Annotated in this window: 23 protein-coding genes; 12 read left to right on the top strand and 11 right to left on the bottom strand. The window is 38.0% G+C overall.

Features of this window, described 5'->3' with window-relative positions; genetic code table 11:
- The first annotated feature begins 55 nt into the window (after positions 1-55).
- The 5 genes from AC3M61_RS04000 to AC3M61_RS03980 all read left to right on the top strand — a co-directional run bounded on the left by AC3M61_RS04000 (position 56) and on the right by AC3M61_RS03980 (position 5545).
- Positions 56-1231 carry a CsgG/HfaB family protein gene (locus AC3M61_RS04000; protein ID WP_500779608.1) on the top strand — a complete coding sequence of 392 codons (1176 nt, stop codon included), beginning with the start codon at positions 56-58 and terminating at the stop codon, positions 1229-1231.
- Between the two features lie 155 nt (positions 1232-1386).
- Positions 1387-2952 (top strand): GGDEF domain-containing protein, encoded by a 1566-nt coding sequence (locus AC3M61_RS03995; RefSeq protein ID WP_500779607.1) that lies wholly within the window; start codon positions 1387-1389, stop codon positions 2950-2952.
- An 80-nt stretch (positions 2953-3032) separates the two neighbouring features.
- Positions 3033-4847 (top strand): heme NO-binding domain-containing protein, encoded by a 1815-nt coding sequence (locus AC3M61_RS03990; protein ID WP_500779606.1) that lies wholly within the window; start codon positions 3033-3035, stop codon positions 4845-4847.
- An 81-nt stretch (positions 4848-4928) separates the two neighbouring features.
- A complete protein-coding gene (gene rpmE / locus AC3M61_RS03985) occupies positions 4929-5141 on the top strand; it encodes a 50S ribosomal protein L31 (protein WP_500779605.1) in 213 nt (70 codons plus the stop codon).
- A 41-nt stretch (positions 5142-5182) separates the two neighbouring features.
- Entirely contained in the window at positions 5183-5545 is a 363-nt protein-coding gene (locus tag AC3M61_RS03980; protein ID WP_033191244.1) for a S1 RNA-binding domain-containing protein, read from the top strand.
- A gap of 102 nt (positions 5546-5647) precedes the next feature.
- On the opposite strand, the gene AC3M61_RS03975 is transcribed toward AC3M61_RS03980, so the two are convergent.
- From AC3M61_RS03975 to AC3M61_RS03965, 3 genes are read right to left on the bottom strand one after another with little or no spacing between them, the layout of a single operon-like run.
- Positions 5648-6850 (bottom strand): MFS transporter, encoded by a 1203-nt coding sequence (locus tag AC3M61_RS03975; RefSeq protein WP_500779604.1) that lies wholly within the window; start codon positions 6848-6850, stop codon positions 5648-5650.
- Positions 6851-6880: 30 nt separating this feature from the next.
- The gene (locus AC3M61_RS03970; protein WP_500779603.1) at positions 6881-7447 is read right to left on the bottom strand and encodes a TetR/AcrR family transcriptional regulator; all 567 of its coding nucleotides are present in this window, start codon (positions 7445-7447) and stop codon (positions 6881-6883) included.
- A 47-nt stretch (positions 7448-7494) separates the two neighbouring features.
- Positions 7495-8943 (bottom strand): radical SAM/SPASM domain-containing protein, encoded by a 1449-nt coding sequence (locus AC3M61_RS03965; protein WP_500779602.1) that lies wholly within the window; start codon positions 8941-8943, stop codon positions 7495-7497.
- Between the two features lie 175 nt (positions 8944-9118).
- On the opposite strand from AC3M61_RS03965, the gene AC3M61_RS03960 reads away from it, so the two are divergent.
- The 7 genes from AC3M61_RS03960 to AC3M61_RS03930 all read left to right on the top strand — a co-directional run bounded on the left by AC3M61_RS03960 (position 9119) and on the right by AC3M61_RS03930 (position 14989).
- Positions 9119-9412: a type II toxin-antitoxin system Phd/YefM family antitoxin gene (locus AC3M61_RS03960; RefSeq protein ID WP_448378968.1), complete on the top strand. Its 294-nt coding sequence runs from the start codon at positions 9119-9121 to the stop codon at positions 9410-9412.
- Between the two features lie 5 nt (positions 9413-9417).
- Positions 9418-10527 carry an ABC transporter ATP-binding protein gene (locus tag AC3M61_RS03955; protein WP_500779601.1) on the top strand — a complete coding sequence of 370 codons (1110 nt, stop codon included), beginning with the start codon at positions 9418-9420 and terminating at the stop codon, positions 10525-10527.
- A 106-nt stretch (positions 10528-10633) separates the two neighbouring features.
- The gene (locus AC3M61_RS03950; RefSeq protein ID WP_500779600.1) at positions 10634-11311 is read left to right on the top strand and encodes a 16S rRNA (uracil(1498)-N(3))-methyltransferase; all 678 of its coding nucleotides are present in this window, start codon (positions 10634-10636) and stop codon (positions 11309-11311) included.
- Between the two features lie 357 nt (positions 11312-11668).
- The gene (locus AC3M61_RS03945; protein WP_500779599.1) at positions 11669-12811 is read left to right on the top strand and encodes an ROK family transcriptional regulator; all 1143 of its coding nucleotides are present in this window, start codon (positions 11669-11671) and stop codon (positions 12809-12811) included.
- 331 nt (positions 12812-13142) lie between these two features.
- Positions 13143-14045: an ABC transporter substrate-binding protein gene (locus tag AC3M61_RS03940; RefSeq protein ID WP_500779598.1), complete on the top strand. Its 903-nt coding sequence runs from the start codon at positions 13143-13145 to the stop codon at positions 14043-14045.
- A 155-nt stretch (positions 14046-14200) separates the two neighbouring features.
- A complete protein-coding gene (locus tag AC3M61_RS03935; RefSeq protein ID WP_500779597.1) occupies positions 14201-14758 on the top strand; it encodes an ATP-binding cassette domain-containing protein in 558 nt (185 codons plus the stop codon).
- A 9-nt stretch (positions 14759-14767) separates the two neighbouring features.
- Complete coding sequence (locus AC3M61_RS03930) at positions 14768-14989, top strand: TM0026 family membrane protein (RefSeq protein ID WP_500779596.1); 222 nt, start codon at positions 14768-14770, stop codon at positions 14987-14989.
- Between the two features lie 54 nt (positions 14990-15043).
- On the opposite strand, the gene AC3M61_RS03925 is transcribed toward AC3M61_RS03930, so the two are convergent.
- The 8 genes from AC3M61_RS03925 to AC3M61_RS03890 all read right to left on the bottom strand — a co-directional run bounded on the left by AC3M61_RS03925 (position 15044) and on the right by AC3M61_RS03890 (position 25398).
- Entirely contained in the window at positions 15044-16450 is a 1407-nt protein-coding gene (locus AC3M61_RS03925; RefSeq protein ID WP_500779595.1) for a B12-binding domain-containing radical SAM protein, read from the bottom strand.
- A gap of 40 nt (positions 16451-16490) precedes the next feature.
- Complete coding sequence (locus AC3M61_RS03920; protein ID WP_500779594.1) at positions 16491-16889, bottom strand: thioesterase family protein; 399 nt, start codon at positions 16887-16889, stop codon at positions 16491-16493.
- 36 nt (positions 16890-16925) lie between these two features.
- Positions 16926-18776 carry an ATP-dependent zinc metalloprotease FtsH gene (gene ftsH / locus AC3M61_RS03915; protein WP_500779593.1) on the bottom strand — a complete coding sequence of 617 codons (1851 nt, stop codon included), beginning with the start codon at positions 18774-18776 and terminating at the stop codon, positions 16926-16928.
- A complete protein-coding gene (gene tilS / locus AC3M61_RS03910) occupies positions 18766-20121 on the bottom strand; it encodes a tRNA lysidine(34) synthetase TilS (protein WP_500779592.1) in 1356 nt (451 codons plus the stop codon). Before tilS ends, ftsH begins: the two co-directional genes overlap by 11 nt.
- A 10-nt stretch (positions 20122-20131) precedes the next feature.
- The gene (locus AC3M61_RS03905) at positions 20132-23455 is read right to left on the bottom strand and encodes an LptF/LptG family permease (protein WP_500779591.1); all 3324 of its coding nucleotides are present in this window, start codon (positions 23453-23455) and stop codon (positions 20132-20134) included.
- Between the two features lie 93 nt (positions 23456-23548).
- Positions 23549-24256, bottom strand: coding sequence for a phosphate signaling complex PhoU family protein (locus AC3M61_RS03900; RefSeq protein WP_500779590.1), 708 nt, complete (start codon positions 24254-24256; stop codon positions 23549-23551).
- A 45-nt stretch (positions 24257-24301) separates the two neighbouring features.
- Entirely contained in the window at positions 24302-25105 is an 804-nt protein-coding gene (locus tag AC3M61_RS03895) for an NAD(+) kinase (RefSeq protein WP_500779589.1), read from the bottom strand.
- Positions 25102-25398, bottom strand: coding sequence for a YggT family protein (locus tag AC3M61_RS03890; RefSeq protein WP_500779588.1), 297 nt, complete (start codon positions 25396-25398; stop codon positions 25102-25104). The genes AC3M61_RS03895 and AC3M61_RS03890 overlap by 4 nt, the downstream gene beginning before the upstream one ends.
- Position 25399: the final 1 nt, after the last annotated feature.

Genomic DNA, 25399 nt, shown 5'->3' with positions numbered 1-25399 from the left:
AGGTCTAATACATCGTAGGAGTTTTAAGCACTAAGTTTGAAAGGGGGGGAGTTAGATGTTTGTGAAAAGTTCAAAGTTCCTAGTATTTTTGCTACTTATCATCTGTGTACTGAACTTTGCGGCAGGCGGTATTACTCTGACGGAAAAGGTAAAGTTAGTGATTCTACCGGGAAAAGTAGGAAGCGGTTGGAACATGGATGAAGTAGATTATCTACTTTCTATACTCGAAGAACAAGCACTCGAACTAGGGAGGTTTCAGTTATTTCCACGTTCAGACCTACAGCAGATTATGAAAGAGAGAAATTTAAGTGAGTTTGGAGTTTCGCAAGCCATTGAAATTGGTAAGCTTGGAGGTTCTAAGTACGCACTCTTATTAACGTTGACGGAACTATCTTCATCTTGGAGCAGTAAAGCGAACTCTTACATTGCCGTATCACGTTATACCATCAAACTTTACAACATCGAAGATGGAAGTTTACTCGCCTCGAAGACAATGGAGTCGGAAGGTTCGTCAAAAGAGAGTTCTCAAAAAGCTATAAGCAATGCACTTAGGTCAACAGCAACAGATATTTGGTACGAATTAAGACAGATTTTTAAACTTGAAGCTTATGTTAAAGCGGTCAATGGAAATGCTGTTACTTTAGCTGGAATTGACCCAAAACTTGCAAAAAAAGGATACATTTTTCAAATCGAAACATCAAATGGTGGGATTGGATACGTAAAGGTAGTTGGATACAACAAATCAGACGGTACGGTCATAGCAAACTTTATGTATGGTGAAAGACCAGAAGAATACGACATAGCCACAGAGTTTCCGATTATGCCATTCAAAGCTGGATTGGGACTCGGTATGTTTTCGGGAATGTTTGGACTTGGCATTTCAGCATGGGGTAGTACCGAAGATATACCCCTTCCGCTTTATATTGGTGTTGGAACATTTCTTGGAAGCATACTTAACTATACTCCTGCGTACATGAACTTCGGTGTAGGATTCAACTTACTCGAAATGGGAAGGATAAACGCCAGTGTGAATGGCGGATTGTCTTTAATAGGACTTATCGATTTAGATACATTTGAACCTGTTGGATATATATTTGGAGCTTTTGGTGGAGCCATACTAACATATGATTTTAATCCAAGAATGGGCGTATACGGAAGCATAGGATATTCATTGTATCTTGGCACAGGCGGACCAACAGGTATTTCAATTCAGATTGGAATGTATTTCTAAGCGTTTTACTCTCTAAATTTGCTTTATGTAAAATTCTTCTATATAATTCACATTTGAGCGATAGCTAAGTCTATCGCTTTTTGTTTTGAGAATTTAGGTCTGCGTGATAAAATAATAACGTCATGGACATTGCACATGTAGGGGGATGTGGTAAGGTGGTAAGATTGAAGGAATTTATCAGTTTTTACTTTAAACCATTCTTTTTCGCAACATCATTGTTTTTCTTATTATTTCTAAGCTTTCAGTATGCATTAGTTGATGAGGGTATAGAGATATATGGATGGAAAGTACTTAGAGATAAAAGTAACATTTTCACAGAGAGCGTGCTGCCAAAGACGTTTTACAAGATTTTAAAAAATCCTTCCACCGTTATTATAAGAGCTCTGGTAAATTATAAAACGGAAGAAACAGATAATCCTAGATATCTATATATCCCACAGATAGATGCATCTTATTTTGTTGTAAACGCTGATGATAAAGTAATAGGTAGTTTTGGATTCTCAGAAGATAGAACCGGGCATGTCTGGTATCAACCATTTATTTTTCAACTGCCCGACCGTTTTGATACAATAGATATAGAATTATCTGGTATATACGAAGTAGGAATCGATTTTCCAGTTAAGATAATCAGCGATTCTCATAAACTAAAGTATTCTGTACTCTATCTGCTCACAAGTGTCTTTTTGCCAATATCAACAGGTTTAACCTTAACACTATCAATTATTCTCTATTTAATTTCAAGAAGTACCGATAAAGTCAAACGAGAAGTTTACAGACATCTTTCAGTTGCAAGCTTTCTTGGTGGTATATGGATGTTTGATTTATTTCCATTCCCGTCTTTTGGCAATACGTTTATCTTGCTTTTAATGCGAAAAGTTTTTGTTGCTTCTGCCTATTTGGGCTTTGCAGAATTAATTTATGGTATTAACCGAGAGTATTTTGAAAAAAATAATCTTTTGGATAAAATCATAATATCCAATAATCTTATCGCCGCAATTTTAGTCGCTGCAATGCCATCGAATTATGCAATGAAAGTTCTTACAAATAATATTTCATTAATTCTTATTGTAAATGCAGCCTATCTATTTATTAAAATATTACGAACCTTTTCTCAAGTTCTTTTTGGCTTCGTCTTCTTCTTTGTTTTAACAATTACACACGACGGTCTTTCCATGTTCTTCTCTACTAATTCCAAACTCTTATCCGCATTTGGTATAGTTTCACTATTTGCTGGTTTTGCTTATACACTTGTTAATGAATACAAAGAAATGGTTGTTCGAGTGACTATGTCTCACATGAAGAGTATTACTGATCCATTGACAGGAGCATATAACAGGGGATACTTATCTGAGACGTTATTTGCACCGGAAGATGCGTTTGTATACGTTGACATGGATAAATTCAAAAGTATTAATGATAATCATGGTCATGATGTCGGAGATGAGATACTGAGATTACTCGTTAGAACTATCAAGAACAATATCCGTTCGAGTGATTTTGTTATAAGAATGGGCGGAGATGAATTTTTGGTAATACTCAGAGGTTGTCCAGTTGAAAAGGCAACCGAGATATTCACTAAGGTTTCAGAAGAGTTTAAGAATTCTCACGAATTGAGACCCGGATTTTCGTTTGGAATAGTCCAATTTTCCGGAACATTAGAAAACACCCTACGTGCAGTCGATGATTTAATGTACAAAATGAAAGAGAGTAAAAGAAGATAAATTCGTACAAAATTCAATTTTATATGTTATAATATTTACTAAAAGAAGAGGATACCTAACAACAAGAAGGAGGTCTAAATATGAAGAGCTTTATTATGAACGTGTGGATTAACACTTGGAAGAAACTTTACGGTGATGCGGTTGTTAATTCTCTAATCGAAGAATTCAAGATTGATACAACTAAGTTGTTGATACCAACAAATGACGTAGCTGATGACGTTGTATATCAATTTTCGAAAAAGTTGGCACAAAAGGTTGGAAAAACTTACGAACAGTTGTGGGAAGAGACAGGATACAATAACATTAAAAGTTTTTACGCCGCTTATCCAGGATACTTCAAGAAAGACGGCTGTATGTCTTTTCTTTCGGCAATGGACGGTGTACACAGAGCTCTGACAAGAAGAATATCGGGTGCCAAACCTCCGAGAATAATTTTCAACTACATTGATGAGCGAACAGCAATAGTCCGATACCAATCAATGAGAGATTTTAGATATTACTTTATGGGATTACTCAAAGGCGCTTCGGAATTTTTTAATGATCCAATTGAAGTTGAAATCTTGGATCAGGGGACAACAAGCTCAGGAAGTTTCATTGAAGTGAAGATTCGTTCCACAAAACCATATGGAAAAACGATAAAATTGAAAAGCTATAAAGCATTTTCCTTTGGGCTTCTTAAAAGCCTTGTCTCAACATATACAATAGTTTTCCCTGTATTTACATTTATTGCTTCATTTTTGCTCACTAAGTTTTTTGGACCTCTTATAGGCGCTTTATTAACATCGGTTCTGGCTTTCGCTGGTGTTGCTTTTGGTCTGCGAGATTTCAAGAAAGGACTTGAAGGCTTAAAAGAAGAGGCAAAGGTTTTTAAAGAAAAGGACCTTAACAGCGTTGTATATATAGTTGGTGAAAAAGACTTTGAGGAAGTTTCTAAGGTCAACACTGAAGCAGTTAACGAACTTAGGGAATTTCTCATAGGCATTCAAGGTGATACGGAAGAATTGATGGCATTTGCCAAAAAGACGTTAGATTCATCTGAAGCTGTTCTCGAACAGATAGACACGATGAAAGAATTGTCCTCTCAAGTTGCCGATACCGCTGTACAAATTAGTAACGATGCTGAAAGAATATCAGACGCAGTCTCATCAAACGTTGATACCATATCGAGAACGATAAATCAGCAAAATCAGATTATACGTAACTTGAACTTGGCGGTAGAGAAAATTATAACAGCTGCAAAGAGCGTAGAAAATTCGGCAAATGGAATGAAGTTAATGAGTAGTGATTTTGAAGCCATCGCAAACGAAAGTGAGCAATTAAGAAAACAGGCAAGTGCCATAATGGATATAGCCGAAACCGTTATGAGTATAGCCGAACAGACAAACCTTCTTGCTCTAAACGCGGCTATTGAAGCCGCAAGAAGTGGGGAAGCTGGAAGAGGTTTTGCCGTTGTTGCCGACGAGATTAGAAAACTTGCTGAGGAAAGTAAGGCATCTGCTGTTAAAATTTCACAGTTCCTTGGTACTGTCTCAAGCGGGATAGATAGACTAAACCAAAGCATTATAAGAGGATACGAAGAATTGAAATCACAATCCCAGACTCTAGAAAAAAGTGCGAGCGAAAGTAAAGATTCGAGCAGTATAATATCACAAATTACTGAGCAACTGAACACCCTTGTTTCAACCCTCAATAGCGAAACTGAGAAACTTGAAAGTATAACTAATAGCATTCAAAACCTACTTGCCATATCTGAAGAAAGTTCTGCAACAGCTGAAGAGATTAGTGCATCGATTCAAAAATTCTTGGACGAAATAAACAACGTCTTTGCAAATGTCAAAGAAACAATAAATCTCTTAAACATGATACAAGATAATTTCAAAGACATAAAAATATAAGACTTGCAAAATTTAAAAGAAAGTGGTAATATATAACGTGAATTTATACAGTCGAAAAATCACTTAGGAGAGGTGAGTGAGTTGAGAAAGGGTATCCACCCAGAGATGAGGCTATTAACAGTTAAGTGTGCATGTGGTGCTGAGCACAAGATTTGGACAACAAAAGAACAGATGAAAGTTGATGTTTGTTCAAATTGCCATCCACTTTATAAAGGAAGTGGGGGTGCTAGCCTGATAGTTGACACTGAAGGACGCGTGCAAAAGTTTAAGAAAAAGTTCGAAGGTAAGTATTGATATTTTTTCTCCAATCTAATCTTTCAGGAGGGTTACATTTTATGGAAGTTGGCCAAGTTGTAAAAGGCAAAGTAACAGAGGTACTCAAATTCGGAGCAAACGTTGAACTAGAAAACGGAGAAAAGGGGTTTATCCACATTTCAAAGATTTCTAACCAGTATGTGCAGAAAGTCGAAGATTTTCTCAAGGTCGGTCAGGAGGTTGAAGCAAAGATAGTAGGAAAGGGTAAAGACGGTAAGTGGGAACTATCACTCAAAGAAGAAACAACGAAGATGAGTGACGCTGAACTGAAGAAAGAAGAGTTTGAAAAGAAGCTCCAAAAGTTTTTGAAAGACAGCCAAAAGACCTACTCTGAATACAAGAAGAGACTTGACAAGAAACAGGGCGTAACAAAGAGAAGATAAGCAAAAAAACTTCATAAATTACAACTAATGAAGGGGGTGCAATGTGCACCCCTTTGTTTATGGCTGATTTTTTTGCGTTCGTATGTTTGAACTTTTCTGACTTTAGACTGTGGTTTGTTTTTTAATCACGTTCGACAAATACAAAAGTAAAACTGCTGCAAACAACTGTGTGAAGAAGGCGAGATATATAAGATAAAATCTGTTGATAGTATATAAAACCCCAAGCACAGCACTTCCTATAAACCAAGCTACACCAAAAATGGCGTTAAAGAACCCATATGCCGTTCCTCTAATTTCCGAACTCACAAGTTTAGCCACTGTCGCTTTCATTATGGATTCATTTGCTCCCATACCAATGCCCCAAAGCACAGAACCTAAAAATACTGCCTCTTTTGACATTCCAAACGAGAAAAACCCGTAAAATGATGTAATAAACGATGCAAAAGCCATGATTACTATCCCAAATTTATCAAAAAGTCTACCGAATACCAAACCTGCAAAGGCATCTACAATCATAGCAATCATGTATGCCACAGGAATTAGTGTAGGAGATAGTATATTGTTACTCTGAACGTGGTAGCCTATCAACGCAAAATCAGCAAAACCAAAAGCAATAAGAGAAATTGAGATGAGATATAGATAAAAAGCTCTGTCAAACCTGACATTTCTTGCTTTCGATTGAGTCTTTTCCATTTTTTCTGGTTCTGGTACCAGAATTTTTGCCACCACAATAATGCCTATAGTTATAAGAGCTGGAAACAGTAGAAAACCAAAGGCTTTACGGTAAGCATCTACAGTTTCAAGTTTTATGTTCTGCGCTATTGTTACACTCATAATCAGTGGACCAATGGTCGCACCAATTTGGTCCAGGAATTCCTCTATAGCGAAGGTTGTTCCATAACCAAGTTGGCTTCCTGCAAAAGATGTGATTGTATCTTTTGCAGGTTTTCTCAAAGCTTTCCCTACGCGTTCTAAAATAATTAAAACGGCAGCTGCATACCAATGCTTTGTTAGAGCTAATGTTGGAATTACAAACAAGTTCATCGAATAACCTAGTATCGCGAAAAACCAATACTTACGTGTCCTATCAACCAATCTTCCAGTAAAAAACCTTAGAGTATAGCCTAAGAGTTCACCAAATCCTGCAATGCTACTTACAACAACGGCAGATGCTCCAAGCAAGCCAAGGTAAGGACCTATCAAACTCCTTGCGCCTTCGTAAGTGATATCACTGAATAAACTTACTAACCCCATCAAAAGGACAAAGTAAAGGGCTTTCCTTTTTTGAGAAACTTCTTTCTCCATGTTTAAAATCACCTCATACGTTATTGAGGCTTAGTGTTCTACTTTTTCTTTGAGAATGACTTTCAGCAGAAATTCTTCAACACTTTTGATAAGGCTTTTACGAGGAATAGAATCAACTGTAGAAATTATCTCAGTTGCTGCAGAAGGTTCGATATCGTTCAAAACATTTTCCTGTTTACCTTTTTCAAAAATCCTCTCTAATCTATTAAGCAAACTAACGTACTTACCTTTTGCTCTTGATAAACTTTCCCCGTTTTCCAGAACGTTCATTCGCTCGCGTGCAATTAATCTACTTAACTCTGATTTATTTAGCGTAAACTCAACGTATTTTTTTATTAGTTTCTTTATTGCTCCGGCTATACTCTTTTCATTTTCAACTTCGGGGAATAATTCTTTCTCAAGTTCCTCGATAACTCCTATCCAAACCTCTTCGAATAAAACTTCTTTGCTCTCAAAATAATAATAAATAAGGGACTTGCGCACGCCAGAGGCCTGCGCAATGTCCTCCATACTAACACCTTCATACCCTTTTTCAGCAAACAATTTCCTTGCAGCTTCTAAAATTTTCTTTCTAGTTTCCTGTGAACGGACACTCAATTTAAGCGCCCCCGAATAAGTAGTATGGATTTTGAAGTTTATGGAGCTTACAAAGCCATCTTCTTATCGACCTTCAATACCTCTTCTTTGTTTGCGTATCTCTTCATCCTTGTTTCGTAGTTGTAAATACCCCTGTTAACTGGGTATCTTTCAACGTATCCGTATTCATACCAGAGTTTATCAGCATACTTTTTCCATTCTTCTGCGAGTTTATCAAGCTCGGGTGCAAGCTCTGTAATTGTCTTTTCAGAACCCTCGTGCTGTGGAATTGCGTTGAAGTTCTTAACCATTGCTCTGAACACCTTTGGATTATCGATGATTGGGCATGGTCTGAAAAGATTGTTGGAGAATGGAATTGCTCTCTTGTAAGCTTCAAAGAATGGTGACTTAAATATCTCAAGCAATGTCTTTTCTCTAATACTGTCCACTGCAAACTGTTGGAATACACACGGTTCAACGTATCCTTTTGCATTCACGTGGAAATACTTTGCACCTGCTGAGAGACAACCGTGGGTTAAAAATCCGTGGTTCCAGAAATCTGCAACAAATGCGAACCTTCCGCTTAGCCTCATCTGTTCAGTTTTGAAGAACCTTTCATACCTTTGCTGTGGTGTTGGGACAAGGTCCATAACAGGGTCTTGACCAACAGGCATGAATTGATAAATCCACACATATTCCACACCATTTTCTTCAAGGAAGTTCCAGAATTCATCTTTCATAATGATATCGTGGTTCATTCTGGTGGCTGTAACACTTGCTCCAAATGGAACTCCGTGCCTTCTCAATCTGTCCCATGTGTTAAGAATTGCTTTGAAGACTCCGTGACCTCTTCTCCAATCCGTTTCATTTTCGAACCCTTCCACGGATATAGATATTGTAGCGTTTCCAAGCTCTGCAAGTTTTTTAGCCTTCTCTTCTGTTATCAAAATTCCATTGGAGTAAATCATGAAGTAATGCTCGCTAAATTCTTCCAATATCTCCATGAGATGTGGCCAGTAGAAAGGTTCTCCACCGGTAATAACCCAGAAGTAAATTCCGAGTTGTTCACCTTGCTTTAAAACACTTCTAACTTCATCTTTTGTAAGTTCATACTTTCTTCCGTACAATCCGGCATAGCATCCAACACAGTTCAAGTTACACGCATAGGTTGGGCTTATAACTCCGAGTTTTGGAAGAACAACTTTGTGTTCATGCATGAGTTTTTGCCTGAGAGGTTCGCCAATTGCAAATTCGTTAATAATAAGGTTATTTATGATTTTTTCAACAGCCTTAGGGGAAGATTTCTGAAAGATGTTTATCCACTTTTTAATCATCGGGTGCTCCTCTTGAGCCATCAATCCAAGTTTCTTCAAACCACTCTTTGCTGGCTCTTTACTAAGTGCCGATACTGTGAATAAAAGCTTGGCAAATGTTTGATTGTCCGCCTTTCTAACAACACTAGCTACCAACTTACCAGCTTGATGATAAACCATACCTTTCAAACCACCAACTGACATGAGTTTACCCCTCCTTTTCAATATAAAAAGCGATATTTTATTGACCGTTCAGTCAAATTTTACACCCTATCTCTCGGAATTAATATTTCTATAAAGTTACAAATTAGTAACTTTTCGTAAGTGGTAACATGTTTTGAAAAAAATTGACTATAATTATAGTCAAGGAGGTCAATGTATGAGAGTAAAACAGGATTTTTACTCGCTGGCAGAGGCAAAAGCAAAGTTTTCAAAAGTGGTTGAAGATGCTCTTTCAAAGGACATAATAATCACCAGGAACGGAAAACCGGCGGTTGTAGTTGTATCTTACGATAAATACACAAAGATAATGGACTTTGTTGACAAAGTCTGGGAGTTATACCTACTTGACCTCGGTGACCCTTCGTTATTTAAAGAGCTGAAATTGGAAGAAATCTTCGAAATTGAAGAAATAGAAGATACTGAAGCACATCAAAAAGAAGAGGAGGTATAACACGTATGGCACAGGTTGACCTTGAACATGTGTGGAAGATTTACGAAGGCAAAGTGGAAGCGGTTAAAGACGCAACATTCACCGTGGAGGACAAAGAATTTGTTGTACTTCTTGGACCATCGGGTTGTGGAAAGACAACAACTCTAAGAATGATAGCCGGCCTTGAGGAAATTACAAAAGGTACTATCAAAATTGATGGAAGAGTTGTTAACGACGTTGAACCAAAAGATAGAGACATCGCTTTTGTGTTCCAAAACTACGCACTCTATCCTCATATGACGGTCTATGAAAACATGGCATTCGGTTTGAAACTTAGAAAGGTGCCAAAGGACGAAATTGAAAGACGAGTGAGAGAAGCTGCAAAAATTCTTGAGATTGAACATCTTCTTGACAGGAAACCAAGACAACTTTCCGGTGGTCAAAGGCAGAGAGTTGCCGTTGGTAGGGCAATAGTTAGGAATCCTAAGGTCTTCTTGTTTGACGAACCTCTCTCAAACCTCGACGCAAAGTTGCGCGTTCAAATGAGGGCTGAATTGAAAAAACTTCACATGCGACTCGAAGCAACTATAGTTTACGTTACACACGACCAAGTTGAAGCTATGACAATGGCAGATAAAATCGTCATAATGAAAGACGGAGTAATACAACAGATTGGTTCACCATACGAAGTTTACAACAGACCTGCCAACATATTTGTTGCTGGTTTCATTGGCAGCCCATCGATGAACTTTATACCTGGAAAAATCATCCGCGGTGAAGGTGGTCTTTGGGTCAAGACGAGTGGGCTTAAACTTAAAGTTCCAACGGAATACGAAGACAAGCTTTCAAAATACATCGACAAAGATATCATTTTTGGTATCAGACCAGAGAACATTTACGATAAAATGTTTGCAATCGCTCCAAAACCAGAAAACACCGCCGAAGTTATGGTAGATGTTGTCGAACCACTTGGAAGTGAAACACTCTTGCATGTGATTGCTGGCGAAGACAGACTTGTTGCAAGAGTTAATGCAAAAACGCAGGCAAAGGAAGGTCAAAAGATAGATTTGGTTTTCGACATGAGCACGATGCATGTATTTGACAAAGAAACAGAAAAGGAAATATTGCACTGGTAAAAATATGAAATTCTGGATGTGTCTTATTGAATGAAATTAAACCATAATGGGCCGCCCGTTCCACGGGCGGCGTATTCTAAAAAAGTTCTAAATGGGGGGAATTACTTTGCCAAATTTGTATTTCTGCATTCCAAAAGATGATGCTGTTTATTTCGATGAGCATGAAGTAACTCACATGAAAGTGATGAGACTGAAAGAAGGAGAAATCATAGAAGCCACCGATGGAAATGGGGGAAAATACAAAGTTGTTGTTAAAAGGATAGATAAATATTCAGCAGTTGGCAATGTGATAAGCTACGAGTTCGTTGAAAGTCCTGAAGGAAGGCTTGTGCTTTTTGCACCATCTGGTCGGTGGGAGCGACTGAGGTGGACAATTGAAAAGGCAGTCGAATTAGGCGTTGATGAAATTTATGTTTTCAATAACGAACGTGCTTCAAGACACTACGAAGATAAACAGGAAAAGCTCGAGCTTGTTGTCAGAGAAGCAGCTAAGCAATGTGTTAGATACACCTTTCCCGTAATAAAACCTATAGAGTTTTTAGACATTTTCTCTTTAGCTCCGGAAAGCACATACATACTTGATTTTAAAGGAAGAAAAATTCCAAAAAGAATATCAAAAAACGTCGGTATAATAGCAGGTCCTGAAGGTGGATTCAGCCAGAAGGAGCTTTCATTGCTGAAGAAACGATTCAGAAGTATCTGCCTTGGAAAAAAGATTTTGAGATTTGAAACTGCTATAATACTTGCAACAGGCGTCTTCAGTATGAAGTTGGGCAAGATATGACTTGTAATAAAATTGATTTAATTTCAGAACTAACTCCCGCTGTTTATTATTTCTCCGCTGCTTCTGATTTTTAGATTCACCTGCCATAAGTTATTTAACACATGCTATGTAAATTGTTTCCATTCCCTCCTCGAAAGCGACACAAATTCACCGAATATTTTTGAGCTGCTATAAATCCTTTTCTTAAAGATATTTTGTAAAGACTTAGCCCACCTTTGGCTATTTTAATCCATTTTGGATTCTTGTGTATTCCATGTATAATCTATGTGATTATTTCTGAGAAAGAAAAAACTAACGAAAACCAATAAATTCAGAGGTATGAAACCTTTGCATAAGCATACAGTTCGGGGGAAAAATATGACGAAAAAGCTTAATCCAGTCTCTATGAAAAGAGAGAATAAAAGAATCATACTTCGATACCTCATGGAAAAGGGAAAAGCAAGTCGTGCAGAACTTTCCAAGGAAACGGGGCTTGCACAAAGCGCTGTTTGGAGATTGATAGGTGAACTAGAAGAGGAAGGATTACTAGAAGTTGTCGGTATATCTACGAATATTGGAAGGAGTTCAGTGATATACAGCCCAACCAAATCTTTTGTAACGTCTATTATATACAATGTAGAGATTGTCGAAACGCTTGTTGCTGTTGGATATCTCGATGGTTCATGGGAAATCGTAGATAGTTTTGATACTCAAAAAGATTTCGAAAAGTTCAGAAATACGGTAATCAATTCTTTTGAAAAAATTACAAAAGAATACCCTACGCGAAATCACGTATCAAAGGTTGTATTTTCACTTCCTGGAATTGTGAACTATGAGAACAAAACACTCATGTGTGCCCCTAATTTAAACTGGAGGAACATAGACTTTGGAAAGGAGTTTATGGAGCTTGGGCTAGAAATATTCATCGAAAACGATGCAAATCTCTCGATGCTCGCTGAGCGCTTCTTTTCAGCGGATGTGAAAAATTCAGAAGTAGCGTTTTTCCTTTACTTTGGTGAAGGAATTGGTGGAGCAATCTTGGTAAACGGTAGTATCGTCCGTGGTCGAAATTCCGCAGCAGGTGAGATTGGACATGTCTCATTCTGTCAAGAAGAGCTGGAAAGATATCTTTCACCTACGAGGATGTTAGGGACTTTCGACTACCTGATAGACAACGGTTATGCCAAAAACAACACTCTTCAGGAAAAGTTTCACTACCTGAAATCACTCTGGAGTGGAGGTAATGAAGAAATTAAGAAAGTTTTAGAAAACTATATCAAATATTTGGCTATTACTCTTAGAAACATTATCTGTTTTCTTAACCCTGACGTCATTATTCTCGGGGGTTTGATTAACGATATTCATGAGACATTTGGAAATCTTATCGAAGAAGAACTGTATAAGGTTTTGGACAAGACTTTGTTCAACACCGTGATTAGAGACACAATTTTTGAAGATGTTCCACCATCTTTAGTCGGTGCCAATGTACTTGTTCTTGAACATTTTTTGCGGACTTTATAACGTTTTTTCTACCACATTTTTAAGGAGGTGTTTGTACGAGGCGGTTTGGAACGTTTTTCATTTTGCTCGTGGTTCTTTCGTTAACCATGGCGGCGGTAACATTACCGCGAGAAGAGACAGTTTACATCGCGGGAGCACTTTGAGGACCAGCAACTACTTGGAACCTTTACGCAGCGCAGTCAACATGGGGAACTGACCAGTTCTTGTACCTACCGGCATTCCAGTATGACCTTGGAAGAGACGCTTGGATTCCAGTTATTGCTGAAAAGTTGGATTACCAAGACCAAAGTATGTCGCACACGTCATTTACAAGGACAACCCAACAGCAACGTTGGCAATTGAGAAAGGCAACGTAGACTGGGCAGGATTGTTCATCCCAAGTGTTTGGGAAATGTGGCAAAAGAAGAATTTGCCAGTTGGAACATGGTACAAATCCAAACCATACTTCTTACCTGATGGAGTCGGATTTGTATATCTGAACAACACAAAACCAGGACTTTCTGACCCTGAAGTAAGAAAAGCTATTGCATACGCTATCCCATACGATGATATGTTAGAAAAAGCATACTTCGGATATGGAAGTCAAGCTCATCCGTCATTTGTTATCGACCTTTTAGAACCAAACAAACAACACATCAACTACGACCTATGGAAGAAAACCTCCGGAACAGCTGATGGAAGACCAGATTACAACCTTGACAAAGCAAAGAAGATACTTGACGATGACGGATACAAGGTTGGTAGAGATGGTATAAGGGTCGGACCTGATGGAAAGAGGCTTTCTTACACAATTTCTGTTCCATACGGTTGGACAGACTGGATGATGATGTGTGCACTTATAGCAAAGAGCTTAAGACAAATAGGAATCAAGGTAATAACAGAATTCCCAGACTTCTCGGTATGGGCAGACAGAATGACAAAAGGAACATTCGACATGATTATCTCTTGGAGCGTTGGACCAAGCTTTGATCATCCATTCAACATTTACAGATTCGTTCTCGATAAAAGACTCTCTGCCCCAGTTGGGGAAGTCACTTGGGCAGGCGACTGGGAACGCTATGATAACGATGAAATAGTAAAACTACTTGACAGTGCGGTATCTACACTTGATCCAGCAGTGAGAAAGAACGCATACTTTAGAATTCAGGAGATAATAGCAAGAGATATGCCATCAATACCTGCATTCTATACAGCCCACTGGTATGAATATTCAACAAAATATTGGGTCAACTGACCGAACCAAGACCAACCATATTGGTTCAGACCAGCTCCATGGCATGTTGATACGTGGCCAGTTCTCTTTGGAATTTCCTCTGCAAAGAACCCACAACCAGTTCCAAAATGGCTTGAAACAACAGATAATGGAAAGACATTGAAAAACAGGAAGATTTGAAATGGCTCAGAAGGAAAATTCACGCGGTTTTCCAGGACCCATTCGCAAGTTACAATCCGTTCTATCCAGTCGAAAGGACTCTTTGGCAGGCTGTGAATTTAATGGAGAAAAAACCCCAAAATAAAAAAGAAGGTTTGGAGATAATTAAGGAATCGCTTTTCAAAGTGGGAATAGACCCAAAGGATGTCCTTGGAAAATATCCACACCAAATCTCTGGAGGTCAAAAACAAAGAATAATGATTGCAAGATGCTGGATTTTGAGACCTCTACTAATAGTTGCAGACGAACCAACTTCTATGATTGATGCCTCGAGTCGTGGAGGTATAATCAAATTGCTCGAAGAGCTAAGGGAAGAACAGGGAACCTCTATCATCTTCATCACACACGATTTAGTCCTCGCTTATTACGTTTCCGACAACATACTCGTAATGAAAGATGGAGAAGTAGTCGAAAGTGGTCATCCAGACAAGGTTGTTTTGCAACCATCCCATGAATACACAAAACTACTTGTCGAAAGTGTTCCAAAATTATACAGAAAACTGGAAGGGTTGTGATGTTCAAATATGTTTACCCGCACTGTTTTAACTATATTCACATGGGCTTTTGTGCTTGAACTTTTAGTATTAACTTACTACTTAGGTAAGGAACCTAAACCCTTCGAGTTTTATCTAAACCTTGGGCTCACGGTATTCACCGCTGTGGTTTTGATTTTTGTTGTAAGTAAGGAAAAAAGACGTAAAGAACTCGAAGAGCGGGAAATTGAAGAAAAGAAGAAAGAAAGGTAAGAAAGCAAAAAATTGCAGAGCAAAAAAAGACGCGGAACTCAAGTTCCGCGTCTTTTATTTTTCTGTTTTGATGATTTGCCCCAAATAAGCTACCGTCTGAGAACCTTTTAAGTGTGAGAGCTCGTATTGTATTCTACTTAGCTTGTAACTTTCAAAGTCTGCTTTGACTTTTTTCGGAAGATTTCTTCTTATGAACTTCGTTTTTTCCTCATACTCTCGTTTCTCTATCATTTTTCTACCAGCAAAAGGTGTGAATGGTTTTGGAACAAGTGGATTGACACTTATCACAACTTCCTGATAACCCATATCAACTACAGTTTTTAGAAAGTCGAAAAACTCTGCATAATCACCCTCGTCCTCTTCTTCAAGTCCGATGATATAGTAAAACTTAACATGCTTGAAGCCAACTTCTCTTCCTAACTCAAGAGTTTTGATAATCTGTTCTGTTGTTAAATCTTTAAGCATGATATCTCTCATCCTTTGTGATATACCTTCTGGTGCTATCGTGAAAGAATGATGGTCTGTGTTTTTCAACAACATCAAGAGTCTTTTGTCAATCTTATCTGCCCGCATTGATGAAACTGAAAACGGTATATTTTGATTCTCTAGGTAGTCTAACAGTCCTTCAAGATAAGGGTAGTCAGTTATTGTTGCACTTATCAATCCATACTCAAAACCTTTGTACTTTTCAAAAACGTTTATGACTTCATCAAGACTTGCAAATTTCACAGGCTTTTTCGTATAACCGGTTACACAAAACGCGCATCTACGAATGCACCCTCGTCCTATTTCAACAAGTAATTTATTTTTATATGGGGAAAAAGGGGTTATGAAGTGGCCCACCGGCACTGGGCTTAAGTTGCCAATACAATTTGAAAATTTCAATTTTCCGAATTTTCTTGAATAGATTTGATTGATATTCAACAGGTGTCTGATTATATCATCTTTCTCATCAAATCGCAACGCTTCTGAGAATTCATCAACACTGCATTCTAAATCTCCAACGAATACAAAATCAGATATTTCGTCTACTAATTCATGATTGAAAAGCGTTACAGGTCCACCAACTACAATTATCGGATGGTAGGGTTGTCGCTCGAATACTGACAAAGGGATACCCTTTTTGACGAGGATATCTGCGACGTTTATCAAGTCGTTTTCAAACTGTAACGTGAATAGCCATACGGGGAATTCGTCTAAAGGAATCTGGTCCTCCATGGAGTAAAAGCGTTCAAACCAGTTTTCGTAGAAAAATCTCTGAACATTTAACCCACGTTCTGCCAGTAGAGTTTGCACCCAACTCCAAGCCAATGAACCACTCGCAACTGTATAGGAATTTGGGAAAATGAGGGCAACCCTACCAAGGTTGCCCTCTATTTTTTTAACAATCTTTTCAGAGTTTCTAAATTTTAAAACATAGCTATACTCTTTAAAAGCTTCCGAACTACGCGGTCTTCTCATCCTTTAAGTTATTCACCTTTCTTGTCTTTTTGGTTTTTAATCATGCATGTTCAACTGCTTTTCTTCTTAAGTAATTCTTGGAAACAACGACGCGTGTCAGTTTAATTTCTGCAATTTTTTGCGCTTCTCTCAAAATAAGTGCTTTGAACGTAATGTGATTTTTGGAAACATCTGTTATCCTTAGTCCGGCCACAAGGCGCTCCCCGACAACAACAGGTGCTATGTGTTCAATTTCCACTTTTGTAACAACCGACGTTTCATCCTCGGTCAGATAATTGTTCAACAACTCAAAGGAAGAGGCACTTATTTCTTTAAAAAGAGACGATGTGGAGACTAGATGAAGATAAGAAAGCTCGTTATCTTCGTCCCAAACCATTGATTCATCGGTTACAATTTCAAAAGATTTGTTCAAGCCTAAAAGGCTTTCAAAACGCTCCATTCCTATTCCCCCTTGTAGATTGTTCACACCTGACTTTTAGTTTGCTGCTACTTCGTCTTGGGAATTCCCGCTTTCCTCGTTGCCATTTAGCATAGCTCTCAGTTCTTCGCCAGTCATAATTTCCCTTTCAAGTAATACGGCAACTATCTGGTCCATTTTGCTGCGGTTCTTTTCAAGTATCTGTTTTGCTCGTTCATAACAGCTCATCACTATTTTTTGAATCTCATGGTCGATGAGTTTTGCGACATCTTCACTGTAGTTACGGATTCTGGTGAGTTCTTTACCAAGGAATACTTCCTGTTCTGTCTTTCCCCAAGCCAATGGACCGAAACTTTCACTCATTCCGTACTCACAAACCATCTTCCTTGCGATTTCCGTTGCACGTTCTATATCGTTTGCTGCACCACTTGTGAAATCACCAAAAACGAGCTCTTCAGCAGCCCTTCCACCAAGTAATGTTGTTATGTTGTCAAGGAGTTCACTTTTGCTCACAAGGTATTTATCTTCCGCTGGAAGATGTAAGGTATAACCCAGAGCTGCGTAACCACGCGGAATAATAGAAATTCTGTGAACAGGATCCGCATTTGGTAAGGAAGAACTTATAATAGCATGGCCTACTTCGTGATAGGCAACTATTCGCTTTTGCTTTTCAGAAATCATCCTTGATTTTCTTGCAGGTCCAGCTATTACTCTGTCTATCGCTTCTTCAAAGTCCTCCATCTTAATGATGTTTCTCCCTGCCCTTGCAGCCAAAAGAGCAGCTTCATTGACCAAGTTTTCCAAATCTGCACCTACGAATCCCGTAGTTCTTTTAGCTAGCAGAGAAACATCCACATCTCTGTCTATAGGTTTATTTCTTAAATGAACTCTCAATATAGCTTCGCGGCCTTTCACATCTGGTGGATCCACAACGATTTTCTTGTCAAACCTGCCAGGTCTTAAAAGCGCAGGGTCAAGTATATCTGGTCTATTTGTTGCGGCCATGACTACGATTCCCTGGTTAACATCGAACCCGTCCATTTCTACAAGCAACTGGTTCAACGTTTGTTCTCTTTCATCATGTCCTCCACCAAGACCAGCACCTCTATGTCTACCAACTGCATCGATTTCGTCTATAAAAACTATACACGGTGCGCTTGCTTTTGCTTGTTCAAAAAGGTCTCTAACTCTCGCAGCACCAACACCAACAAATAACTCAACGAAATCAGAACCACTTATGTGGAAGAATGGGACATTAGCTTCTCCTGCAACCGCACGTGCAAGAAGTGTTTTTCCTGTACCAGGCGGTCCTACAAGCAGTATCCCTTTAGGCATTCGTGCACCAATTTTTGCATACTTTCCGGGGTTCTTTAGAAAATCAACAGTTTCTCTAAGCTCTTCAACTGCTTCATCAACACCAGCAACATCTTTAAACGTTACTTTTATCTTGTTAGGTCCTACTTTTTCTGCTCTGCTTTTTGTAAAGTTAAAGGCTTGGTTGTTGCCTCTCCCAAGTCCGCGGATTATGAAGGCAAAAAGTAGCAATGTTATTATAAACATCGCTATATTTCCTATCACATTTATCCAAAATGAACTATCAACACTTCGCTCACCTTCAACAATAATTCCATATTCGACGAGTTTATTAATTTTTTCGACATCGTATCTAAACCACGGAGCATAAACTGAATACAACTTTCCGTTCTTTGTTTCAACTGAAATATTCCCATCGTCTTTGATAATAACCTTTGCTATATCGGTTTCTCCATTACCCAAGCGATTGACAAAATCGCTGTAACTCATATTAATTTCTACAACACCTTTTGAATTTACCAGTCCTTGGTAAACCCAGAAGAGAAAGAGAGCTGTTAGTATGAAAAAAATAATGGAACTCAAGTTACGATTCAAAATTTATACCTCCTTTCGAAACAATTTCCAATCCCATCTCATCAAGGATTTTTGATTTGTAGTATCCCGGCACGTAAACTACACGTTCGTTTAACACAACTATTGGTATCAACCTCCTCACAAAAGTCGGAACCTTCTTTTCATTGAATATTTCTTTCAACTTTCTACCTTCAAAAGTTTTGTCGCCTTCATTCCAATTTCTCACAACTAAGCAAATTTTAGAAACATCAGACTTAATTATACCATGAATCACTAAATTAATAAAGTACCCGTTGACCTCTATACCTTTCATGGGTTTCTTCGAGAAATCTCCATTATCATTTGATAGCTCAATAACGAATTTAAAAGAATCAAAACGTTTAATATTCCCAAGCATCACCCATCCGTGGGATACTTCAGCCCCAAGTTCCCCCCAAAACGAGACCTTGAACGATTTAGATTTAATAACATTTTTTGAAAAACGCTCAATCTTCTCCCTATCCAATGGTTTACCAAAGACTCGTAGTGATAACCTGCGTAGTTGCTCGATTTGTAAAAATGGGTCGCTATGTAGTTTAAAAATCAACCTGTTGCCCAAGATATACTTTTCCGTTTTTTCTATCGCTCGTTCAACATATTCATCCATTTCCCAAATACTAAGCGCTAAAGAAATTGCTGCACTTTCAAGTTTGGGGTTGATTTTTTTGAGAAGTGGCACTATGTTGTGTCTTATATAATTCCTCTGATAGTGTTCATCGTAATTTGACATATCAACAACATAATCCAAATTTCTATCCTTTGCATAAAGTTCTATCTCTTGCCTTGTGAAAAATAACAGTGGTCTGAAATAATTGTTCGAAATTATTTTCAGTCCTGCCAGTCCGAAAGGACCTGTCCCTTTTGTAAACCGCATAATCATTGTTTCAAGTAAGTCATTAGCATTGTGGGCAGTTGCAGTTAATTCGTAATGGTGCTCTTTCATAACCTGATCAAGAAAACCATATCTCAGAGCTCTTGCAGCTTCCTCAATTGACATCTTATTCTGCTGAGAAAAACTCCTAACATCGGCAGAATCTGTGTAGAATGTAAATCCCATTCGTTCTGATTTGGCTCTTACAAACTCAACTTCTTCGTCAGCTTCTGGGCGAAGTTTATGGTTGAACGTTGCAACACCTATTCGCAAGTGTTGTCTTTCTTCTTTTAGTTTGAAAAACAAATCAAGCATAGTTATTGAGTCTACTCCACCCGAGACGGCAAGAAGAAAGGAAGTTACTCCTGAAGCATACTCATCTATTACCTTTTTGAACTTTTCATAGAGGTCGAGCGTTTCAAATTTATGAGAGCTAAAATCTGTCAAATATGCCATACTGGTGTTATCACATCCCACTGAATTGAAATTGACCTGCCTTTGGATCCAGAAGGAAGAAAATGTCAGATATGTCTGTAAGATAGAATTTAAAAGTAAGCTTGTCCAAGAAATCTAACCAGTTACCAGTGCTTTTGTATGATAAGTCTGCACCTATAAGAAGCCTCCAACAGTGCAAGGACTTATCAATTGATAAATTCATGCTATCAATAACATTTCTTGATGGGTCGTATCTAAGCTTTATATAAATATTTGGATCTATCTTTTTTGTACTCAATTCAAGAAGATACTTTTTTGTATTATCTGTGTTATAAGATATCACATACTTCTCATCTTTCTTTTCCATACTATAAGACAAGCTCCAATTTGGTTCTGCTCCTACTGTTCTCACATAATATGTTCCACTTATCTTAGTAGTGTAGTCAAACAAATTAAGCGAGCCAGACACTGTTGCTCTCTCTATGTAATCAGGTTTCTGATAAATCGTTGCACTGAGGTTGGAGTATTTTAGAGTGTGAACAAACACTGCTATTGGATTCCCAGGAATTACTGAGAACTGAAGAGAGTAACTTGTTTGGAACTCCTTGAGATTAATACCAAAATTGATGTTCTGAACACCAAGCTTTGCGTTACTATTGTCGTATGTTCCAGAGATTGAACCGCTTGCATTGATTGGACCAAATTGCTCTGAATATTTTATTGTGAATGTGTCTTGCAATTGTTTGTTATTCAGAAAATCGAAGCCTCTACTAACATTTGCTGTCAACTTGCCAGAATTCAAGGTAAAGGTAAGTTTAAAGATATTTTTGTTAGTTGACTGTGGCTCGTCTAAAAATGCAAAAGATTGTTCCCAGCTACCTGTAAATCGAAATGGACCAACATTGTAGTTTAAATCTACAAGGTATCTATCAGACATAGCAAGGGATTCTGTTTTCGTTGTAGATATATTTGAAACACCCTTGATATTGAAAGTATAGTTGAAATTCGTAGTAAACGAGTTCCATTTGAAAGTCCAAGGAAGTTGATAAGTATAAAGAAAAGTTCTGTTATGACCACTTTCGGATAACGTGCCTGATAGGTTAAGAGTATACTTTATATCATTATTAGCGATATTCAAATTATATGAACCTCGGTACACTGATACCCAATTTCTTTCTAACGATGTTAAATATCCATCAGTTCTTAGCTGTAAATTGTTATCAAAGCTAAAGTTGAGTCTATTAGCATCTAAGATGACAAAGGACACGTTTCTGACGCCACCGTTAATACTAACTATCGTATCTGTCAAACGCGCGTCGTACATTATGTGAGGCTTGAAATAAAGTTGTGCATTCGCATTTTGTAATGAAAGTCCTATTCTTTGGTAGTAGTTAGTATCTGAGAGATAGTTACCTTCAAGGTAAACCATGCCGTCGTATTTGTAATATACCGTTTTGTTGGAATACCTATAAGTCAGAGGAAAGAGTGTAAACTCAAATTTATCTGCTTTCAGGTCGTATGATACTTTATTCAGCTTGTTGATGTTATCGTTAGCTTGAAACATTATGTTGTCTATTCCCAAAGTCAACTTCGCGTTCCAGTTGTTAACATTAAAAGCAAAAGTTTGGGAAACTCCAAATGTATTACCTAAAGTAAAAGTCAAAGAATACGGTGGTTCACCTTGGAGTGCTGTTACAAAAACAGGATATGGGAAAATAGGAACTCCAAGAACTACAAGGAACGAGTTCGTGGCAATGATGTATTTGTTTTCCAAAACGTAAACTTCTTCTGAGAGTATCAGGTAGTGAGGTTCTTCGTAGCTACAAGTGGTTATCGAAGGGTTACGTATTTCTATCTTTGTTTTTGTTTCGTCGTCGATGTTTTCGCCCTCTATCTCTGAACCATACACATATATGGGAACGTTTTTACCTTTGTAATTGTAAGTATAGATGGTCTTTGCATTAACTACGAGCACTCTACTTGTTTCAAAGTGGTAAGTAAGCGATTTTGCAACGTATTTCCTATCGCCATCGTAGAATGACACGTTTCCGAAAGCAAATACTGTTTTTACCTTACCGTCCTCCAGTGTAGCAGTTGCCTCATCACATTCAAGTCTATATTTATCCCATACTACTGTAATTCCGTCTTTCAAAAAGACGGAATTTTCTGAAAAATTCGCAATACTTGCTGTAACTTTCAAATCACCGGCAAACCCTGTTGATGAGAGAAGGAAAGTAAAGGGAACAATGATTAAAAAGACTACAAAGAATTTACTAAGAATTTCTCTTGCTCTGTAGGCTATTGGGGTATCCATAAGCAAGTAGAGTATGAGCCCGACCACTGCAAACAGTATGTTTGGTAACCAGGTAGCTAATACTGGATCCATAAGTCCTTCTTTTCCCATACCAGAAAGCCATGCTCCAGAACCCTGATAAAGCACAACAAGTATGAACGTCAAAATCACACTCCAGGATTTGCTGGAAAAACCAAAAAGTAACGATACAGGCAAACCTATTAGCACTATAACCAATGAACCAAGAGCTGTTGCATAACGTTGATGTAACTCCACAGTCAGTGATGCAGTGTTTATACCTAACTTTTTGTAAGTCTCGAGCTGTTCACGAAGTTCTTTTGAAGTCTTATCACGAGTTGTTTTATAGGCTCTAAGCATCTGTTCGATTTCACCTGCAACATCCAACTTCATTTCATTAAATTGCATATCCAGTTTTAGAAAACCAGTTTCTAGCTCAACAACATACATGTTACCATCAAGCAAATACCAGCCATCTTCTTTCTTTATGACTTTCTTTGATGTTAAAATCTGCTCATTCCCTTCTTCGTTTCTAAAAAGAACGACATCGTATAGTTCTCCTTTTTGTTTGTCATATTGCTTTACGTAAAAATAAACGTCTTTTTCAAGTTCTACAAGCATATTTGTCTTGATAACAGTTTCTGGAGCTTGAAGGATGTATTGATTTAATACTTGTGACGATTTGTAATTTGCGTTAGGAACGATGTAATCATTCAAAAGCCAAGAAAAAAATCCCAAGATTATTGAAAGAATCAAAAATGGAGTTACGAGCCTTTTTGACGAGATTCCATGAACTAATATCGCTGTAATTTCCCTATTTGTCGACATTTCGCTAATCACCCAAAATATCGCAAAAAGCACACCCACCGGTATGCCAAGAACTGTGAAATAAGGAATGTTATAGGCGACAAACAATAAAAGCTTTGAAACCCCAACCCTGTTTCTTATTATATAGTCGGAGATTTGGTATAACCACTCAACACTTACAAAGACGATGAACCCAGCAAGCCCCATGAAAAAAGGTTTAAGAGATTGTTTGAGCACGTATTTTGTGAGAGTTCTCAGAGTATATCCCTCCTGAAAAAGGTTTATTGGTGGAATATGCTTTAAGGTCAGAACCTATACTCGAAATACTTTTCAACTTTGTTGAGACAAATTTTTGAAGAGTTCTATAGAAAACTCTTTAAGTGAGTCTTTATAACACGTATAGTATTTGCCCGTAACAATGAAGTGGGTAACTTCGATTATCTGGACCGAATAATCTGATATCTCCTCCAACCCTTTTGAAATGTCCATCAACATCAACGCACGTTTAACAACTCTTGGATTATCTTGAATCAGTCGAACTATTTCTTCGTTGAATTTTGAGTAAGACTCATCAATTTGTGCATCCTGAGTGCAAATTGCAGCAGCACCTTCGAGGTTCTGGTCCACATACACTCTCAGTGATTTTCTCAACATCCTTTGCGAAAATCTAAACATATCTGGAATTGAAATGCTCTGGTTTATATCTGGTTCCTTTACTAAATTCAGAATGTCAGAAGCTATATCTCGCAACCTGTCAGCTATATCAAGTAGGATCTTCGCAATAATGACAGAACCAGATATAAATCGTAGGTCGCGTTTGTCTGGTGTGAACATACCAAAGAGTTGTTGGGAAAACTCAAGAATCATAAGATACTCATTGTAAACATCCCAGTAGTTTTTGTTGACTTCTTTTGCAATAACATCGTCTCGTTCCTTAAATGCTACGGAACAATTCTGGAATATATCTTCTACATACCATCCTTCTTTCACAACATACTTCTTCAACTCTTCAAGTCTTTCTTTTATTATCCATCTCACATCAATCACCTTGCATTCTAATTATGTTTGGAAAAACACCAAATATCACTCAGAACCGTTCTTAAGGAGCATTTTACCGTATCCAATTTTTTCTTTAATCGAAGTTGAAAAATCATAAGACTTCGGACGCAGCAACGTTATTACCTTAGAACATTTTCTGACATGCACTTCTTTGACTTTTCCTACAACATCCCCATCAACCACAAGATTAACCGTATCGTTTACAGTAATTTTTATCTTCTCTGTACTTGGTATGACCAAACTACGTGTGGCCAAAAACTGCGGTGCCATGGGGGTGATTTCAAATGCTTCAACGTTCGGAAGGATTATGGGTCCTCCAAGCGCCAACGCATATGCGGAAGAACCCGTGGGAGTGCTCACAACTAAACCATCAGCGTGGTAATAAAAAGTTCCATCTGTCATTTCTACGGTGAAATCAACGATTTTCTGAGCAACATCTTTCTGCAAAACAGCGTCATTTATTGCAAAAAAAACTCCTGCAGAGCTCTCAACCCTTAGCATCCATCTTTTATCTTCTATGAAATTCCAATTTTTTAAATCTTCGATAAGTTTGTCGATTTCCGAAAGTAGGTAGCCGGAGAAAAATCCCAATCTTCCAGCTTTAACTCCTATCACCGGACACTTAACTTTTTTCAAAACACGAAGAACCGTACCATCCCCACCAACTGAGATGACAACTTGTGGTTCAAATGTTTTATCTTCTACAACTTCTGGAAAATTTTCTGACGAGTCTTTGAAAAATAAAATATCAAAATGACTTTTAAGCTTTTCGTATACTTCCTTTGCTGAGATTACGTAGTCCGTCCTGTAGAAGATTCCAATCCTCACCGCAATCTCCACCCCAAGTCAATTAACGACTGGGCAAGGAACCTATCCAAAAAGACAAGAAGTAAAATCGCTATAAGTGGTGTTATATCTATAAAACCAATTGGGGGAATTATCTTTCTAATAGGTCTTTCAACAATATCTGCAAGTTCGCGCAAAATGTGGTAAAGTCGGAAAGAATAAGCTTGTGGTATCCAACTAAGTATCGCAGCGATTATTATCACCGCTGTTTCAAAATTAATAAACATCCGAAGAACTACTCCAACTGCGTAAAAAAAGTTGCCTATAACAAACATA

The sequence above is a fragment of the Fervidobacterium sp. genome (assembly GCF_059913585.1).
The sequence above is the reverse complement of the archived record's forward strand: the minus strand, read 5'-3'. Positions and strand labels throughout refer to the sequence as shown.

Excerpts from the sequence above, each read along its gene's own strand:
- AC3M61_RS04000 (WP_500779608.1), top strand. The coding sequence starts at position 56 with ATGTTTGTGAAAAGTTCAAAGTTCCTAGTATTTTTGCTACTTATCATC.
- AC3M61_RS03990 (WP_500779606.1), top strand. The coding sequence starts at position 3,033 with ATGAAGAGCTTTATTATGAACGTGTGGATTAACACTTGGAAGAAACTT.
- AC3M61_RS03980 (WP_033191244.1), top strand. The coding sequence starts at position 5,183 with ATGGAAGTTGGCCAAGTTGTAAAAGGCAAAGTAACAGAGGTACTCAAA.
- AC3M61_RS03975 (WP_500779604.1), bottom strand. The coding sequence starts at position 6,850 with ATGGAGAAAGAAGTTTCTCAAAAAAGGAAAGCCCTTTACTTTGTCCTT.
- AC3M61_RS03965 (WP_500779602.1), bottom strand. The coding sequence starts at position 8,943 with ATGTCAGTTGGTGGTTTGAAAGGTATGGTTTATCATCAAGCTGGTAAG.
- AC3M61_RS03960 (WP_448378968.1), top strand. The coding sequence starts at position 9,119 with ATGAGAGTAAAACAGGATTTTTACTCGCTGGCAGAGGCAAAAGCAAAG.
- AC3M61_RS03955 (WP_500779601.1), top strand. The coding sequence starts at position 9,418 with ATGGCACAGGTTGACCTTGAACATGTGTGGAAGATTTACGAAGGCAAA.
- AC3M61_RS03945 (WP_500779599.1), top strand. The coding sequence starts at position 11,669 with ATGACGAAAAAGCTTAATCCAGTCTCTATGAAAAGAGAGAATAAAAGA.
- AC3M61_RS03930 (WP_500779596.1), top strand. The coding sequence starts at position 14,768 with ATGTTTACCCGCACTGTTTTAACTATATTCACATGGGCTTTTGTGCTT.
- AC3M61_RS03925 (WP_500779595.1), bottom strand. The coding sequence starts at position 16,450 with ATGAGAAGACCGCGTAGTTCGGAAGCTTTTAAAGAGTATAGCTATGTT.
- AC3M61_RS03920 (WP_500779594.1), bottom strand. The coding sequence starts at position 16,889 with ATGGAGCGTTTTGAAAGCCTTTTAGGCTTGAACAAATCTTTTGAAATT.
- tilS (WP_500779592.1), bottom strand. The coding sequence starts at position 20,121 with ATGGCATATTTGACAGATTTTAGCTCTCATAAATTTGAAACGCTCGAC.
- AC3M61_RS03890 (WP_500779588.1), bottom strand. The coding sequence starts at position 25,398 with ATGTTTGTTATAGGCAACTTTTTTTACGCAGTTGGAGTAGTTCTTCGG.